The organism is Bradyrhizobium campsiandrae (genome assembly GCF_014529705.1).
Lineage (GTDB): Bacteria > Pseudomonadota > Alphaproteobacteria > Rhizobiales > Xanthobacteraceae > Bradyrhizobium > Bradyrhizobium campsiandrae.
In genome coordinates, this window is record NZ_JAANIH010000009.1 from 108,816 (window position 1) to 125,080 (window position 16,265).

Here is a 16,265-nt window from a genome sequence, read left to right on the forward strand (position 1 = left end):
CGATCGTCGCGGCCGGCAGTCAACGGGCTACGATGGAGGATTTGCTCGGCGATATTCCATCGCAAGCCGCACGAGCAATATGAACGGTGGGATGAAGAATAGCGGACCAAAGGCCAGCCCGCTCCATTTGGCAAGGGCAGCGGCCACGATGGGTAGCGCCAGCACCATGGCGGCGCCGGCATCGAACCAGCGCGCGGAGATTTGCGAGTGCTGCTGAGCGTTCTTGAGCCACACCACCGCGAAAGCGCCAACCACGACGTCGTAGTCCTGAAGATAGGGCGTCGCGAGGCAGGTGCCGACCACCACCAGAGCATAGCGAATATACGCCGGATCATCGCGCAACCAGCTCCGGCCAACGACGAAGGCCGCTGCGAGCGCGAACAGCCCCTGCACTGCGTAGGACAATTCAACGCTTCCACCCAGGCGACGAACCGACACGAACACCGACACCATTCTGTGCCAAACGCCGGAGCCGTCCTCGAGAATCACAGTGCGCAGCACCGAGACATTATGCTGGTACTCGGCCCAGACGGCGGGACCAAAGACCGCCATGCTGGCGGCGATGAGCAGGACCGCCGTGACGCCGGCCGCCACGACCACGCGCCAACGCCGGCCCGCAATCATCGCAACCGGAAGCATCAACGCAAGGTGGGGCTTGTAGATCAGCAACCCGAACAACATTCCGGCCATCGTGGGCCGGCGATCCACCAGCAGCAGTCCCCCACCCATGATGGCAGCCGTCAACGCGCCGTTTTGTCCGCCGATCGCATTGACGAACATTGCCGGAGCGGCGAGCGACAGCAGCAATGCATTCTCCCCCGCGGCGAATTTCAGCGCGCGATAGAAGCCATACCAGGTGGACGCCAGCCAGACGAACAGTGCCGGAACGTAGGGCACGATTGCGAGCGGGGCCGTCAGCAGCAGAAGAACGGGTGGGTAGGAATAATGGTAGAAGTCGATGTGCGGCCCGACAACGGAGGTCTCGAAGCCATGAAAGGCGACGAAATCATAGACCTCGGCTGCACGGCCATGCAAAGCCAGGTAGGCTCCTGACCAGTAGTTGATGAAGTCATCGCCGAACGGGCTGCGAATGCCGTCCGTCAGACCGACGCGGCTCCGCCCCAGCAGATCAATCACATAGGCGATTACCGCAAGCGCGATCCAGCAACGCGCGGCAAGACGCAGCGTGTCCGGATTGAAGGATTCCGCGGCAGATGCCGGGGACTGCGGCGCTCGAAATCTCTCGGGCTGATCTACAGATGTCATGGGGTGGCAGGCCGCTCGCGGTGGTGCCGGAGCATGCAACAAGGCCGTTAGGGCCTCGTTAACAACCAGCGCCCCCTCAAACGCTGGCCAACGCCGTGCGACAAAAAAAAGGCCCCTGATTTCTCAGGGGCCTTTCCAATCTCAGTACCGGTAGTGATCCGACTTGTACGGACCTTCCTGCTTCACGCCGATATAGTCGGCCTGGTCCTTGCGCAGTTCGGTGAGCTTGACGCCGATCTTGGCAAGGTGCAGGCGCGCGACCTTCTCGTCGAGGGTCTTCGGCAGCACGTAGACTTCCTTCTTGTACTTGCCGTCCTTGTTGTTGGCGAACAGCTCGATCTGCGCCAGCGTCTGGTTGGTGAAGGACGCCGACATCACGAAGGACGGATGACCCATCGCGTTGCCGAGGTTCACGAGCCGGCCTTCCGACAGCAGGATGATGCGGTGCTTGTCGGGGAATTCGATCTCGTCGACCTGCGGCTTGATGTTGGTCCATTTCAGGTTACGCAGACCCGCGATCTGGATCTCGTTGTCGAAGTGACCGATGTTGCAGACGATGGCGCGATCCTTCATCGCGCGCATGTGGTCGATGGTGATGATGTCCTTGTTGCCGGTCGCGGTGACGAAGATGTCGGCGCGGGGCGCGGCATCTTCCATGGTGGTGACCTCGTAGCCTTCCATCGCCGCCTGCAGCGCGCAGATCGGATCGACTTCCGACACCATGACGCGGCAGCCGGCCTGGCGCAGCGAGGCCGCCGAGCCCTTGCCGACGTCGCCGAAGCCGGCGACCATCGCGACCTTGCCCGACATCATCACGTCGGTGCCGCGACGAATGCCGTCGACCAGCGATTCACGGCAGCCATAGAGATTGTCGAATTTCGACTTGGTGACGCTGTCGTTGACGTTGATGGCCGGCCACAGCAGCGTGCCGGCCTTCTGCATGTCGTAGAGACGATGCACGCCGGTGGTGGTCTCTTCGGAAACGCCCTTGATGCTCTCGGCGATCGCGGCGAAGTAGCCCTTCGGCTTCTCCTTGAGCTGCTTCTTCAGAAGCGCGAAGAAGACTTCCTCTTCTTCCGAGCCCGGCTTGTCCAGGAACGCGGTGTCGCCCTTCTCGGCGCGCAGGCCGAGATGGACGTACATGGTGGCGTCGCCGCCGTCATCGAGGATCATGTTCGGGTGACCGCCGCCGTGCCAGTCGAACAGCTTTGCGGTGTAATCCCAGTAATCCTTGAGCGTCTCGCCCTTGACGGCGAAGACGGGAATGCCGGCGGCGGCGATCGCAGCAGCAGCGTGATCCTGCGTCGAATAGATGTTGCAGGAGACCCAGCGGATGTCGGCGCCAAGGGCTGCCAACGTCTCGATCAGCACGCCGGTCTGGATCGTCATGTGCAGGGAGCCGGCAATGCGCGCGCCCTTCAGCGGCTGCTTCGGGCCGAACTCCTCGCGGGTGGCCATCAGGCCGGGCATCTCGGTCTCCGCGAGCGAGAGCTCCTTGCGGCCGAAATCGGCGAGCGAAATGTCCTTGACGATGTAATCGGTGAAGCCGGGCTTCGCGTTCATGGGAGGTTCCTGTTTGTTTGACTCGCCATTCCGGGCCGCTCGCGAAACGAGTTAACCCGGAATCCGTAAGGTTCGAGATTCCGGTTCGCCGCTGCCGCGGCGCCCCGGAATGACGCAAGAGAACTAGACGGCGCGCTTGAGCGCTTCGACGAGATTGGTCTTCTCCCAGGAGAAGCCGCCCTCGTTGTCGGGCGTGCGGCCGAAATGGCCGTAGGCCGAGGTCCGCGCGTAGATCGGGCGATTGAGGTCGAGATGGGTGCGGATGCCGCGGGGCGTGAGATCCATCGCCTGGGCGGCCGCCTTCTCCAATTGCTCCTCCGGCACCTTACCTGTGCCGTGGGTATCGATGTAGATCGAGAGCGGGCGTGCGACGCCGATGGCGTAGGAAAGCTGCAGCGTGCAGCGGTCGGCAAGACCGGCGGCGACGATGTTCTTGGCGACGTAGCGCGCAGCGTAGGCCGCGGAGCGGTCGACCTTGGTCGGATCCTTGCCGGAGAATGCGCCGCCGCCGTGCGGGGCCGCGCCGCCATAGGTGTCGACGATGATCTTGCGGCCGGTCAGGCCGGAGTCGCCATCCGGACCGCCGATGAAGAACTTGCCGGTCGGGTTGATGTGCCAGATGGTCTTCGGCGTGATCCAGTCCTTCGGCAGCGCCTCGCGCACATAGGGCTCGACGATGTCGCGGATCTGCTTGGACGAGATGTCCTCGATCAGATGCTGGTGCGACACCACGATCTCGCGCACGCCGACCGGCTTGCCATTCTCGTACTGCACGGTGACCTGGCTCTTGGAGTCCGGTCCGAGCACCTTCTCCTTGCCGGAGTGACGGGCTTCGGAGATCAGGCGCAGGATCTTGTGGGCGTAGAAGATTGGCGCTGGCATCAGGTCGGGCGTCTCGTTGGTGGCGTAGCCGAACATGATGCCCTGGTCGCCGGCGCCCTCTTCCTTGACCTCGCCCGGCTGGAGCGCGTCGACGCCCTGCGCGATGTCGGCCGACTGCGGATGCAGGAGGATCTCGATGTCGCAGGTCTTCCAGTGGAAGCCTTCCTGCTCGTAGCCGATGTCCTTGATCGCGCCGCGCACGACGCTCTCGATCTGCTCGTTGGTGACCGACTTCGGACCGCGGGTCTCACCGGCGATCACCACCTTGTTGGTGGTCGCCAACGTCTCGCAGGCGGCGCGAATGGCCCAGGGGTCGATGCCGGCCTTCGGCCCTTCGCGGTAGAACAGATCGACGATTTCGTCGGAGATCCGGTCGCAGACCTTGTCCGGATGGCCTTCGGACACGGATTCGCTGGTGAAGAGATAGGACGCGCGCATCAAGAAACCCCTTGTTCCACCGCTACCGGCGGACGTTTGCGATGTTTACAGTTGGATTATGTCAATCACGCCGGCGCGAGATGACGTAGGATTCGTCGAGAAACCAGAGCCCGTTGTACTTCCGCAGCACATCCCTGGCGGCATCCAGAGTGCGGCCGTTTTGAGTCATATCTGTCAACCGGTCGTCCTCAATCTGAGCGACATACACCGCCGCATTCCACGCTGCAAAGGCCGTCGAGGTTCCGATGGTACCCGTCACCTCGTTGGGCAGCGCTTCCATATCATACCTGAAGATCGAACGGTTATCCGCATAAGCATTAAAATTTAAGTCGCGGCCCAACGATCCGAGCTCGTACTTAACGGCGCGCAATAGCTCATGACGGCTCACCGAGAAAGGATTTTCTCCGGGCCAGATCGTCTGGATCATTTCCATACCGGGATCGTGACCATGGGAGTGGATTCCGATCAGGCGGCCGCCCGGCCGCAGGGCCCGCGCCAGCGGTGCGATGATCCGCTTGGCGCGGAAATTGACCGAGGACAGGGCACGGTATGGCTGGGATGCAATGACGAGATCGAAATTGGCCTCGGTCTGGCCTGGCCGCGGAATGGTCGAGTCCAGCAGGAACCTGTGATCCTCGCGGTAGAGCACGAGAACGACCGGCCGTTCATAGAGGGGCATGGCCGTGCGCGGGCTGATCGCCGCGCGCCAGTTTTGCTCCAGAAACGGCCGTAACTCGGCGATCTGCTGCTCGAATTCGCCTGACGAGGCGCCCCGCAGCGGAACTTCGTGCCAGAGAGTAGCCGCGGCTGCCGCAGGCGAGGCCGGCGTCAGCCAAGGCGCCTCCGAATAGAACATGTTGGTGAAGACGAACACCGACGCCGGATGCTCGAAAATGCGGTCCGGCACCTTCTCCAGCGTCAGCCGCAGATCTTCGAGACTGAGCTCCTTGCCGGCCACGTAGAACGGCATGTGTGGATAACGTTGATGCGTGGCGCGCAGCACCCGCGCCAGCACCGTGCCGTCGCCGACGCCTGCGTCGAAGATTCGTAGCGCCGGCGGACGCGGATGGATGGTGGCGAGCTCCAGCGCAACGCGGTCGGCGATCACCCGCTTCTCGCTGCAGGTGTGGACAAACAGCAGGTACTTCTGCCGGTTCTCGAAAAAGCGGAAATTGCCGCGGGGATCGCGCCTTTCCGGGGGCACTTGCAGCCCTCGCGGCGGCGGCACGCCGCCGGTCGTCGATGCCGCGATATAGGCCTGGATCCGCTCGAGCGTGTCGATGGTGATGCGCTTGCCCTCGCGCAGGCGGTGCACGAGCTTCCCATCGTTCACCGCGCGCCGGCCGAACGTCGATTCCGCCATGTCCGCCGTGCGGCAGAACTCGGTGATTTGGCTCAGGATTTCGTCGTTCTTCATCGATGGGATAATGGTGGGCAGAAAGGTTGGGACTGATCTCCTAGCAAATTCTGCCCACTCGGGGAATACCCCTTGAAGCCGCTCGACCGTTCGCACCGGAATGAACCCCGACCAGTCACCGGGAAACAAACAGGCGGCTCTCTCCTTGGGGATCTCGTCATGCGCCGTCTGCTCGTCGCGCTCTGCCTGCTCGTTCCAATCCTCTGGTTTGCCCCCTCCTTCGCGCAGAGCCGTGCGCAACTTGGACCGCTTTGCACCAGCGAGGGCACGCCGGCGGATCAGCAGATCGACGCCTGCAACAAGATCATCGCTTTGAAAGTCTTCAAGGGCGGGCAGCTGGCCACGGTCTATTTCTGGCGCGCGGTCGGCTGGAACAAGAAGGGCGACTACGACAAGGTGATCGCCGATACCACCGAGGCCATCCGCCTCGCGCCCGACCAGGCCCTCTACAATCTCAGGGGATCGGCCTATTTCGACAAGGGCGAGAACGATATCGCGATTGCCGATTTCAACGACGCGCTGAAGCTCGGACCGCCGAGCGGGCTGATCCTTCACAACCGTGCCAACGCCTACAATGCCAAGCACGACTACAGCAAGGCGCTCGCCGACTACAACGAGGCGATCCGGCTCTATCCCGGCGAGGCCTACATCTACGACAACAGAGGCTCCACCAAACTGAAACTCGGCGATCTCGACGGCGCGCTCGCCGACGTCAACGAGGCCATCCGGCTCAATCCCAAACTTCCGGCACCGCTGATCACCCGCACCGTGATTTGGCGCGCCAAGGGCAACTTCGATCGCGCGATCGCCGATGGCAGCGAGGCGATCCGTCTCGCCAAGTCGAATGTGCCGCTCGCAGTGCTGACGGCGCCGGGCAGCGTGCTGATCGCCGGCTATATCCACCGCGGGCTCGCCTACGAGGCCAAGGGTGACGTCGAGCACGCCAAGGACGATTACCGCGCGACCCTCCAGGGCACCGCTGCCGATGCTGGCAGCAGGGCCAATCAAGCGACCGCCAAGGTGCGGCTGTCGCTGCTGTCCGACGTTCCACCGACACCGCGCGATCCACCGTCCGACCCGGCACACCAGCAACAGAAAACCGATAGTTCGTCCCAGGGACAGCCAGCCTCTCCGCCCGCAGCACCGGCCGGCGACAACCGCGGCAAGCGCATGGCGCTGGTGATCGGCAACGGCGCTTACAGCCACGTCAAGGCGCTGCCCAACCCCGCCAATGACGCGCGCGCGGTGGCAAAAAGCCTGCGCGACATCGGCTTTGCGGTGACGGAGGGCCTCGACCTCGACCGCGCCGGGATGCAGAAGATGACGCGCGACTTCTTGCGCGAGGCGGCGCGGGCGCAGGTCGCACTCGTCTATTATGCCGGCCACGGTGTGCAGGTCGACGGCCGCAACTACCTCATTCCCGTCGACGTCGAGCTCAAGGCTGGCAGCAGCATGACGGACACGATGATCGACATGGACACGATCACGGCCGGCCTCGACGACCATGTCCGCACCAACATCCTGATCTTCGATGCGTGTCGCAATAATCCGATGGCGCAGCAGGTCGCAAGCGCCGGCAGCAATCGCGGCATCGAGGGCGCATCAGGCCTCGCAGCTCCGACCAGCCTGGGTGCCGGTGCAACGCTGGGCGCCGGCACCCTGATCGCCTTCGCGACAGCCCCGGGCCAGGTCGCCCTCGATGGCGAAGGCGCCAACTCCCCGTTCTCCGCGGCGCTGTCCCGGCACATCGGCACGCCGGGACTGGAAGTCCAGCAGATGCTGACGCGGGTGCGGGCGGAGGTGGTGTCGAGCACCAAGAACAAGCAGGTGCCGTGGTCGAACTCCTCGCTGCTGGGTGAGGTCTATCTGGCGGAGAAGTGAGGGCGGACGCGCTTGCGCGTCGTCATCCCGGGAGGCGCGCAAGCACCAGACCCGGGATCTCGAGATTCCGGGTTCGCGCTAAGCGCGCCCCGGAATGACGCCCTATCTCAGTTGCCCCACACTTCCTTCGCGATCTCGACCGCAAGGCTCAGCTTGGCCCATTGCTCTTCCTCGGAGAGGATGTTGCCCTCTTCGGTCGAGGCAAAGCCGCACTGGGGCGACAGCGCGAGCTGCTCCAGCGGGGCGAACTTGGAGGCTTCTTCCAGGCGACGCTTGATGTCGTCCTTCTTCTCGAGCTCGCCGAACTTCGAGGTAATGACGCCGACCACGACGACCTTGTTGCCCTTGGGCAGGAAGCGCAGCGGTTCGAAGCCGCCGGCGCGGTCAGAGTCGTATTCGAGGAAATAGCCGTCGTAATTGGTGCCGGCGAGCATGGTCTCAGCGACCGGTTCGTAGCCGCCCGAGGAAATCCAGGTCGAGCGGAAATTGCCGCGGCAGACATGCGTGGTCACCACCATGTCGGCAGGCTTCTCGGCCAGCGCGTAATTGATGATGCGCGCGTAGATCTGCTGCAGACCATCCGGATTGTCGCCGCGCTCGCGTGCCTTCTGCAATTCGTCGGGCGAGCAGAGATAGGCCCAGACCGTGTCGTCGAACTGCAGATAGCGGCAGCCGGCGTCGTAGAACGCCTTCACGGCCTTGCGGTAGGTCTTGCCGAGGTCCTCATAGAAGGCGTCGAGATCGGGATAGACGTCCTTGGAGATGGACTTGCGGCCGCCGCGGAAATGCAGCACCGCTGGCGAGGGGATCGTCATCTTGGCCGTGACGTGGGCCTGGTCGGCGACCTTCTTCAGGAAGCGGAAGTGCTCGAGCATCGGGTGATTGTCGGGGAAGTCGAGCTTATCGATCACCCGCACCGCGTCGTGACGGGTCTGCACGCCCGTAAACTGGATGCCGGCGTCGGGATGAAACAGCTCGCAGCCGGTGAGCTTGGCCAGGAAGTCGAAATGCCACCAGGAGCGGCGGAATTCGCCGTCGGTCGCCAGCTTCAGGCCGACCGAGGCCTGCTTGTGCACGACCTTCTCGATTTCCATGTCCTCGATCTTGCGCAGATCGTCAGCCGAGATCTCGCCCGCCTCGAGCTTGGCGCGGGCTTCCTTGATCTTGGCGGGGCGCAGGAGGCTGCCAACCTCGTCGGCGCGGAAAGGGGCTTTGGTTCGCTGCATCTCTTTGTTTCTCCCGAAATTTCAGTCGACGCTCGTAGTACCCCCTCTCCCCGCAAGCGGGGAGAGGCGAAGATCAGTGGGCCGCCGCCCCTGCAACGCCGAGGTGGCGCTCCAGGACCGACGGGTCGGCTTTCAACGCGGCGCTCGGGGCGTCATGGACGATCGTTCCGCGCTCCAATATCACAACGCGGTCGGCAAGCCCGAGAATCTTTTGGGCATTCTGTTCGACGATGATCGAGCAGATGCCGCCGGCCCGGGTGATGGTCCCGATCGCCTTGAGAAGCTCCTCGACGATGATGGGGGCCAGCCCCTCGGTCGGCTCGTCCAGCAGCAGGACCTTCGGGTTGAGGGTCAGCGCACGGCCGATCGCCAGCATCTGCTGCTCGCCGCCGGAGAGCTGGTTGCCGAAGTTACTCCGCCGCTCCTTCAGCCGCGGGAACATCTGGTAAACCTTCTCGACGGTCCAGGGACCGGGCTGCGCCACCGCGGTCATGTTCTCTTCCACCGTCAGCGAGCGGAAGATGTTGCGCTCCTGCGGTACCCAGCCGATGCCGGCCCGCGCCCGCTGGTCGGGCCGCAAGCTCGTGACATCGGTGCCGGCGAGCGTGACAGAGCCTGAGAAACGACGGGTGACGCCAACGATGGAGTTGATCAGCGTGGTCTTGCCGGTGCCGTTACGTCCCAGCAGCGCCAGCACCTGCCCCTCGGCGAGGTTCAGCGACATGTTCGGCAGCACCACCGCCTCGCCATAGCCGGCGCGAAGCTGGTCGATTGCGAGCAGGTCAGACATTGACCGCCTCCTCGCCGAGATAGACCGCCTTCACCTGCGGATCGCGCGCGACTTGCTCGGGCGCGCCTTCCGTGAGCAGCGCGCCGGAGACCAGCACCGAGATGCGGTCGGCGAATGAGAAGACGAGGTCCATGTCGTGCTCGATCAGCAGCACGGTGACGTCGCGCGGCAAGCTGCCGACAACCGCGAGAATGTCGTGGCGCTCGCTCTCCGGCACGCCGGCGGCGGGCTCGTCGAGCAGCAGCACGCGCGGTTTGGCGGCGATCGCGACCGCGATCTCGAGCAGTCGCTGCTTGCCATAAGGCAGTGTGACCGTCTGCTCGTTCATGGCGTCGAGCAGATGGAAGCGCGACAAGAGATCGGCGATTTCGCCGTTGACGTCGCTCCGCGTTCCCATCCGCCGCCACCAGTCGCCGCCATGGCCGAGACGCTCGGAGACGGCAAGACCGATGGTCTCGAGCGGGGTGAGATCCGGATAGAGCTGGTTGATCTGGAAGGTGCGCGACAGGCCGCGCAGTACGCGCTTGTGCACGGGCAGATCGGTGATGTCATGGCCTTCGAGCAGGATGCGGCCCGAGTTGGGCTTCAGCACGCCGGTGAGCTGGTTGATCACAGTGGTCTTGCCGGCGCCATTCGGACCGATCAACGCATGACGGGCGCCCTGCTCGATCTTCAGCGACAGATCGCGGGTCACGCGCAGTCCGCCAAACGTCTTTTCGAGGTTCTGGGTTTCGAGCGCAATGGTCATGTGTCGCTCTCCGGCACTGATACAACCGCCTTGCGTCCCGCAATCTGCTTGATCAGCAGATTGGGCAGGAACAGCACGCCATAGTGCAGGCGCTGGCGGCCAACCAACACGATCACGACCAACACGAGGCCAATCCAGAACTGCCAATATTGCGGGGTGATGGTGGAGAACACCTCCTGGAGCATGCGGAAGATCACCGCGCCGATCAGCCCGCCATAGAGATAGCCTGTGCCGCCGATGACGAGCACCAGCATGAGGTCGGCCGAGCGATCGAAGGCGAACACGTCGAGCGAGGCGATCGCGGTGGTCTGGGTGAACAGCGCGCCTGCGATGCCGGCATAGAACGCAGCCAGCGTGTAGATCGCGATCAGACGGCGATTGACCGGAATTCCGATGGCTGCGGCCCGCAGCGGGTTGTTCTTGATCGCGCGCAGCGACAGGCCGAACGGCGAATGCACGATGCGACGCGCGAGGAGGAACAGCACAAACAGCACGGCCAGCGAATAGAAGAAGCCGGCCTTGCCGAACATGTCGAACGGGATCGCGCCGAGGATCGGCTGCATCTCGATGCCCTGCAGGCCGTCGGTGCCCCCGGTAACGTTGGAGAAGCGCTCGGCGAGCGCCTCCAGCAATAGCGCGATGCCGAGCGTCACCATCAGCCGGGTCAGGTCGACGCCGCGGATCACCAGGAAGCTGGTGGCAAAGCCGAGCACCATCGCGGCGAGGCCCGCCGCGATCAGCGCCAGCACCGGCTCGTTGATGATGCCATGGAGCGCAAGAAGTCCCGCGGCATAGGCGCCGACCCCGAAGAAGGCGGCGTGGCCGAGCGAAACGATTCCGGCATAGCCGAGGATGAGATCGAGCGACATCGCAAACAGCGCCAGCCGCAGGATGTCGGTCATGATCAGATAGCGCGAGGGAAACAGGAAGCCGCAGGCGAGCACAACGAGCCAGAAGGCGGCCTCGCCAAAGTGCCAGCGCGCCTGCCGCTGGGCGTGATGACCGACGTCGGAAGCAGCACTCATCGGCAAACTCAACGTGCGGCCGTGCGGCCGAACAGGCCGTTGGGGCGCCAGATCAGGATCACGATCATCATGGTGTAGATCACGAAGGGCCCCATCTTCGGTACGTAATATTTGCCGGCGACGTCGCCGATGCCGAGCAGGAGCGAGGCCAGGAACGGGCCGGTGATCGAGGACGAGCCGCCAACCGTGACCACGATCAGGAAGTAGATCATGAACTTCAGCGGGAAGTACGGATCGAGGCCGAGAATCTCGGCGCTGAGCGCCCCGCCGAGGCCGGCAAGCCCACAGCCAAAAGCAAAGGTGAACGCGAACACCTGCGGCACGTTGATGCCGAGGCCGCTCGCGGCGCGGGGATCATCGACCGCGGCACGCAGCCGACTGCCGAAGCGCGTCTTGGCCAGCACCATCTGCAGGCCGATGGTGAGCAGGCCACAGATGACAATGATCATCAGGCGGTAGCGCCCGATGCCGACGCCGAACACGTCGAACTGGCCCTGCAGCGCGGCCGGCAGGTTGATGAAGACGCGCGAGGAGCCCTGGATATAATCCACGGCCGCGACCGACATGAACGTCAATCCGATCGTGAACAGCACCTGGTCGAGATGACTGCGCGTGTAGAGATGGCGGTAGAGCGTGCGCTCGAGCACGATGCCGATCGCCGCCGACGAGACGAAGGCGAGCGGCAGCGCGGCGAAGAATGGCCAGCCCATCCGGTTGACCAGCACCATGCAGACATAGCCGCCGGCCATCGCGAATGCGCCGTGGGCGAGGTTGACGAAGTTCATCAGGCCGAGCGTGACCGCGAGCCCGCAAGCGAGCACGAACAGCAGCATGCCGTAGGCGACGCCATCGAACAGGTTGGTGAGGATTGAGGTCATCTGGACTCGGAGGTCTTCAAGTGTGTCCAAGGGCCGTGCTGCGCTCCCTCTCCCGCTTGCGGGAGAGGGCTGGGGAGAGGGTGTCTCGACAACGCAGGCTCCCGAGGAGAGAGCCCTCACCCGGCGCTCTGCAATAGCCGAGGCTTCGCCTCGGCGTCTCTTGAAGCACCGGCCGCCGGAGGCGGCCTACGCTTTCCCGCAAGCGGGAGAGGTAAGAGAGCCCCGGGATGACGCGCTTCCGCGCGTCACTTCTTGGTCTTGCCGAGATCCTTGACGGCTTCGAAGGTCTGGAACTCGACATTGTAGAGCTCACCGTTGGTCTTCTCGACCTTGCGGATATAGACGTTCTGGACGATGTCACGCGTCTCCGGATCGATCGAGATCGGACCGCGCGGGCTCTCCCACTTCTGCCCCTTCATGGCCTCGACCAGCTTGGTGCCGTCGGTATCGCCATTGGTCTTCTTCAGGGCTTCGTAGATCAGGTGGATGCCGTCATAGCCGCTCACCGCCATGAAGCCGGGGCGCGTGCCGAATGCCTTCTGATAGGCGGCGACAAAATCCTTGTTCATCTGCGAGGGATGCGCCGCCGAGTAGATATGAGCGGTCACGGTGCCGAGCACGGCATCGCCCATGTTGTTGAGGAGGTCGTCGTCGGTGACGTCGCCCGGTCCGATCACCTTGATGCCGGCTTTGTCGAGGCCGCGTTCGGCATATTGCTTCATGAAATTGCCGCCCTGGCCCGCCGGCACGAACACGAAGATCGCGTCGGGCTTTGCATCCTTCATGCGCTGCAGGAACGGCGCGAAGTCGGGGTTGGCGAGCGGCGTCTTGACCTCTTCGACCACCTCGCCGCCGCCGGCGGTGAAGTGCTCCTTGAAGAAGTTCAGCGCATCATTGCCCGGCGCGTAGTCCGAGGTCAGCGTCGCCACCTTCTTGATGCCATTCTTCACCGCCCAGTCACCGATGATGGTCGAAGACTGCGCCAGCGTGAAGCTGGTCCGCACGATATAGGGCGAGCGCTCGGTGATGATGGAGGTGCCTGCCGCCATCACGACCTCAGGAATCTTGGCCTGCGTCGCGAGCGGCGCGGCCGCGAGCGCTGCCGGCGTCACGCCGAAGCCACCGATGAAATTGACCTTGTCGTTGACGATCAGCTCCTGCGCCGCGGTCTTGGTCTTGTCGGGGATCGCCGCATCGTCCTTGACGATGATCTCGATCTTCTTGCCGGCGACGGTATCGCCCTTCTGCTGCATATAGAGCTTGATCGCGTTCTCGATCTGCTTGCCGGTCGAAGCCTGGCCGCCGGTCATCGGCAGGATCAGGCCGACCTTGACGGTGTCTTCCGCCTTGGCTGGCACAACAGCCGCCAGGCCGGTGATGGCGGCAAATGCGGCCGCGCGAGAAAACTGTTTGCGTTCGAACATCAGATGTCCCTCCCCTTCATTCCTGACCTCTTGTGCGCTGGACCGAGTGCCCGGTCCTTGCCTCACTTTAACCCACGCACGAGCGATGTCGCACGTCACATGGCGTCGTTCGCGCCCTCATTGTCAATCGGACGTTCGGCGACGATTCGGCGCAAGCCGAGCGTTCCGATTGCTGACGACAGACAGCGACGCCGCGGTTACGCCCAGGTAACCCGCGCACCGCGAACTCGGCTGCGTCCATTTGGACGATTGTACAAATGAAATGGACCTGTCAACGAAAAAGCCCCGGCCCGCCAAGCCAGATTGCCGCGAGCGGACACCGGCATTCTAGGTAGGCGACTGCACGCTTGGATGGAGAATTTCGTCTTTCATTTGCAGAATTCCGACATTGAAGGCCAGGATGAGCGCGGAATTTTGGTATTTTGATACCAATCTCGAATAAGCCAATTTTACCTTGTTGAAGGCTAACGTTCCTGACCGCTGGTTATCCGGCGTCCGACCACTCCGACTCCGGCGCCCGCAAGATGTCCATGCGTTTCCGTTCTCTCCTGACCCTCCTCGCACTCGCCGCGGGGCTGGCCGGCTGCGGCACGGTCAACGAAAAGCTCTCGGCTGGCATGGGAGACTACGTGCCGCAATGGGCTGGCGGTCTGCCGGCGGACGCGCCGCCCCGACCGGGCACCCCGCAATACGACGCCTACATGAAGGAGCGCGAGCGCAAGCGGCTGATGCCCGCCGCGGATCGCGAGAAGGAAGAGCAGGCGCAGAAGCGCGCGAGCGGGCTGACCTCAGGCGAGGCGGTGCGCTAATCCACAAACACCACGGTCTTGCGGCCGTTGAGGATGACGCGGTCGTCGAGGTGATAGCGGATCGCGCGCGCCAGCACGCGGCGCTCGATGTCGCGGCCCTTGCGCACCAGATCTTCCGGAGTGTCGCGATGGCTGATGCGTTCGACGTCCTGGTCGATGATCGGCCCCTCGTCGAGATCACGCGTCACATAGTGAGCGGTGGCGCCGATCAGCTTGACGCCGCGCTCGTGGGCCTGGTGATAGGGTTTGGCGCCCTTGAAGCCCGGCAGGAACGAATGGTGGATGTTGATGCAGCGGCCGGACAGCTTTCCCGACAGATCATCCGACAGGATCTGCATGTAGCGGGCGAGCACGACGAGATCGGTCCTGGTTTCGGCGACGAGATCGAGGATCTGCGCCTCCTGTTCGCGCTTGGTTTCCTTGGTCACAGGCAGATAGTGGAACGGGATGCCGCCGAAATCGAGCCCGGCATAGACCTCGCGCGGATGGTTGGAGACGATCGCGGCCAGCGTCATCGGCAACTCGCCGGTACGCCAGCGATAGAGGATGTCGACCAGGCAGTGGTCGGATTTCGACACCAGCAGCATCACCTTGCGATGTGCGGCGCGGTCGCGCATCTGCCACTCCATGCCGAAGCGCTCGGCGATCGCGGCAAAGCCGGTCTGAAGCGCACTCAACTCCACGGCGAGATCGGCCGCGGTGAATACGACGCGCATGAAGAATTTCTTGGTCTCGACGTCGTCGAACTGCTGGGCGTCGAGAATGTTCTGTCCGGAATTCGCCAGAAAGGTCGACACCGCCGAGACGATGCCGGGACGATCGGGACAGGACAGGGTCAGAACGTATTGATGGTCGGGCATGGCTCTCGAAGAGATGGCTCTTGATGAAGGTTTGTGCAGCGGTGCGCGGAACAAGCCGCGATTTGCGTCCTGCTCTAGCACCGAGGCGACCCTTGCGCCAATCCCGACGACGGAGTCAGGATGAATGGACAATTGCGATTTTCGACTGACCGGAGCACGCCCATGGCCGACCGTTTGAACGGCACCCGCATCCTGATCCTGGAAACCCGCGAGGAGGCGCAGTTCTCGAAGCTCCTGGCCGAGCAAGGCGCCGAAGTGGTGCAATGCCCGATGTTCACCATCCAGGACGCGCCGGACCCTGCCCCGGTCGAAGCCTGGATCCGCCGCGCCATCGACAAGCCATTCGACGACCTCGTGCTGATGACCGGCGAAGGCCTGCGGCGGATCATGAAGCTCGCGCGCGCCCGGGGGCTCGACCAGGCCCTGGTCGCCGCGCTGGCCAAATCGCGAAAATTCACGCGCGGACCAAAGCCCGGCAAGGCACTGCGCGAAATCGCTCTGGAGGCGCAGCAGACCACGGAGAAGCCGACCACCGAGGGCGTGATCGAGATGCTAGGCAAGCTCGACCTCGGGGGGCATCGCCTCGGCCTCCAACTTTATCCGGACAAGGATCACAGCGGCCTGACCGGCGCGCTATCAGCGCAAGGCGCCGAGGTCGATACCGTGCTGCCTTATGCCTATGACGCGAAGGCCGCGGACGCCAGCATCGTCGCCGCCATCGACGACATGGCGGAGGGGCGGATCGATTCGATTGCGCTGACGAATCTCGGCCAGGTCCGCCGGCTCATCGAGGCGGCCAAGGCGCATGGCAGCGAGGAGAAGCTGCGCGCGGGTTTTGAGCAGACACTGATCGCCTCGGTCGGACCGGCTGTCTCCGGCGAACTTGCCGCGCATGGCTTGCGTACCGACGTGTCGCCCGCCGATGAAGCCTTCTTCATGCGTCCCCTGATCTCGGCCATGGCCGCCGCACTTGCGGAACGGAAGTCGAGAGCTGCAGCGAGCTAAGAACCCGGCGCAGGGGCGGCCCGCAGCGCATGCGATTGACACGAGCATCGCCC

The 16,265-nt window shown here is 63.7% G+C and carries 14 protein-coding genes; 3 read left to right on the top strand and 11 right to left on the bottom strand.

All coding sequences use genetic code 11. The features are described from left to right. Positions 1-27 precede the first annotated feature (27 nt). The 4 genes from G8O24_RS08980 to G8O24_RS08995 form a co-directional block, all read right to left on the bottom strand. Positions 28-1,137 (bottom strand): glycosyltransferase family 87 protein, encoded by a 1,110-nt coding sequence (locus G8O24_RS08980; RefSeq protein WP_311972375.1) that lies wholly within the window; start codon positions 1,135-1,137, stop codon positions 28-30. A 270-nt stretch (positions 1,138-1,407) separates the two neighbouring features. After that, positions 1,408-2,829, bottom strand: a complete 1,422-nt coding sequence (gene ahcY / locus G8O24_RS08985) for an adenosylhomocysteinase (protein ID WP_188098462.1) — start codon at positions 2,827-2,829, stop codon at positions 1,408-1,410. Between the two features lie 123 nt (positions 2,830-2,952). After that, positions 2,953-4,149: a methionine adenosyltransferase gene (metK, locus tag G8O24_RS08990; RefSeq protein WP_188098464.1), complete on the bottom strand. Its 1,197-nt coding sequence runs from the start codon at positions 4,147-4,149 to the stop codon at positions 2,953-2,955. A 61-nt stretch (positions 4,150-4,210) separates the two neighbouring features. After that, a complete protein-coding gene (locus G8O24_RS08995; protein ID WP_188098576.1) occupies positions 4,211-5,566 on the bottom strand; it encodes a hypothetical protein in 1,356 nt (451 codons plus the stop codon). Between the two features lie 159 nt (positions 5,567-5,725). Between G8O24_RS08995 and G8O24_RS09000 the strand changes: the two genes are divergently transcribed. After that, positions 5,726-7,447, top strand: a complete 1,722-nt coding sequence (locus tag G8O24_RS09000; protein WP_188098466.1) for a caspase family protein — start codon at positions 5,726-5,728, stop codon at positions 7,445-7,447. Positions 7,448-7,554: 107 nt separating this feature from the next. Here the strand turns inward: G8O24_RS09000 and G8O24_RS09005 are convergent, their stop codons facing one another. The 6 genes from G8O24_RS09005 to G8O24_RS09030 all read right to left on the bottom strand — a co-directional run bounded on the left by G8O24_RS09005 (position 7,555) and on the right by G8O24_RS09030 (position 13,538). Further along, positions 7,555-8,673, bottom strand: coding sequence for a cobalamin-independent methionine synthase II family protein (locus G8O24_RS09005; protein WP_188098468.1), 1,119 nt, complete (start codon positions 8,671-8,673; stop codon positions 7,555-7,557). 73 nt (positions 8,674-8,746) lie between these two features. Next, complete coding sequence (locus tag G8O24_RS09010; protein ID WP_188098470.1) at positions 8,747-9,463, bottom strand: ABC transporter ATP-binding protein; 717 nt, start codon at positions 9,461-9,463, stop codon at positions 8,747-8,749. Then, positions 9,456-10,211: an ABC transporter ATP-binding protein gene (locus G8O24_RS09015; protein WP_188098472.1), complete on the bottom strand. Its 756-nt coding sequence runs from the start codon at positions 10,209-10,211 to the stop codon at positions 9,456-9,458. Before G8O24_RS09015 ends, G8O24_RS09010 begins: the two co-directional genes overlap by 8 nt. Beyond that, positions 10,208-11,236, bottom strand: a complete 1,029-nt coding sequence (locus G8O24_RS09020) for a branched-chain amino acid ABC transporter permease (RefSeq protein ID WP_188098473.1) — start codon at positions 11,234-11,236, stop codon at positions 10,208-10,210. Before G8O24_RS09020 ends, G8O24_RS09015 begins: the two co-directional genes overlap by 4 nt. A gap of 8 nt (positions 11,237-11,244) precedes the next feature. Beyond that, positions 11,245-12,114: a branched-chain amino acid ABC transporter permease gene (locus tag G8O24_RS09025; RefSeq protein WP_014493879.1), complete on the bottom strand. Its 870-nt coding sequence runs from the start codon at positions 12,112-12,114 to the stop codon at positions 11,245-11,247. A gap of 245 nt (positions 12,115-12,359) precedes the next feature. Next, positions 12,360-13,538 (bottom strand): ABC transporter substrate-binding protein, encoded by a 1,179-nt coding sequence (locus tag G8O24_RS09030; protein WP_188098475.1) that lies wholly within the window; start codon positions 13,536-13,538, stop codon positions 12,360-12,362. A gap of 524 nt (positions 13,539-14,062) precedes the next feature. On the opposite strand from G8O24_RS09030, the gene G8O24_RS09035 reads away from it, so the two are divergent. Then, entirely contained in the window at positions 14,063-14,347 is a 285-nt protein-coding gene (locus G8O24_RS09035) for a hypothetical protein (protein WP_188098477.1), read from the top strand. Here the strand turns inward: G8O24_RS09035 and purU are convergent. Continuing rightward, positions 14,344-15,207: a formyltetrahydrofolate deformylase gene (gene purU, locus G8O24_RS09040; RefSeq protein WP_188098479.1), complete on the bottom strand. Its 864-nt coding sequence runs from the start codon at positions 15,205-15,207 to the stop codon at positions 14,344-14,346. The two genes, G8O24_RS09035 and purU, sit on opposite strands and share 4 nt — an antisense overlap. Positions 15,208-15,369: 162 nt before the next feature. Here purU and G8O24_RS09045 point away from each other — a divergent pair, with 162 nt between their 5' ends. Next, positions 15,370-16,212: a uroporphyrinogen-III synthase gene (locus G8O24_RS09045; RefSeq protein ID WP_188098481.1), complete on the top strand. Its 843-nt coding sequence runs from the start codon at positions 15,370-15,372 to the stop codon at positions 16,210-16,212. Positions 16,213-16,265: the final 53 nt, after the last annotated feature.

What these genes read in the sequence shown, in the direction of transcription:
- ahcY (WP_188098462.1), bottom strand. Translation starts at nt 2,829, where the DNA reads ATGAACGCGAAGCCCGGCTTCACCGATTACATCGTCAAGGACATTTCG.
- metK (WP_188098464.1), bottom strand. Translation starts at nt 4,149, where the DNA reads ATGCGCGCGTCCTATCTCTTCACCAGCGAATCCGTGTCCGAAGGCCAT.
- G8O24_RS08995 (WP_188098576.1), bottom strand. Translation starts at nt 5,566, where the DNA reads ATGAAGAACGACGAAATCCTGAGCCAAATCACCGAGTTCTGCCGCACG.
- G8O24_RS09000 (WP_188098466.1), top strand. Translation starts at nt 5,726, where the DNA reads ATGCGCCGTCTGCTCGTCGCGCTCTGCCTGCTCGTTCCAATCCTCTGG.
- G8O24_RS09005 (WP_188098468.1), bottom strand. Translation starts at nt 8,673, where the DNA reads ATGCAGCGAACCAAAGCCCCTTTCCGCGCCGACGAGGTTGGCAGCCTC.
- G8O24_RS09010 (WP_188098470.1), bottom strand. Translation starts at nt 9,463, where the DNA reads ATGTCTGACCTGCTCGCAATCGACCAGCTTCGCGCCGGCTATGGCGAG.
- G8O24_RS09015 (WP_188098472.1), bottom strand. Translation starts at nt 10,211, where the DNA reads ATGACCATTGCGCTCGAAACCCAGAACCTCGAAAAGACGTTTGGCGGA.
- G8O24_RS09020 (WP_188098473.1), bottom strand. Translation starts at nt 11,236, where the DNA reads ATGAGTGCTGCTTCCGACGTCGGTCATCACGCCCAGCGGCAGGCGCGC.
- G8O24_RS09025 (WP_014493879.1), bottom strand. Translation starts at nt 12,114, where the DNA reads ATGACCTCAATCCTCACCAACCTGTTCGATGGCGTCGCCTACGGCATG.
- G8O24_RS09030 (WP_188098475.1), bottom strand. Translation starts at nt 13,538, where the DNA reads ATGTTCGAACGCAAACAGTTTTCTCGCGCGGCCGCATTTGCCGCCATC.
- G8O24_RS09035 (WP_188098477.1), top strand. Translation starts at nt 14,063, where the DNA reads ATGTCCATGCGTTTCCGTTCTCTCCTGACCCTCCTCGCACTCGCCGCG.
- purU (WP_188098479.1), bottom strand. Translation starts at nt 15,207, where the DNA reads ATGCCCGACCATCAATACGTTCTGACCCTGTCCTGTCCCGATCGTCCC.
- G8O24_RS09045 (WP_188098481.1), top strand. Translation starts at nt 15,370, where the DNA reads ATGGCCGACCGTTTGAACGGCACCCGCATCCTGATCCTGGAAACCCGC.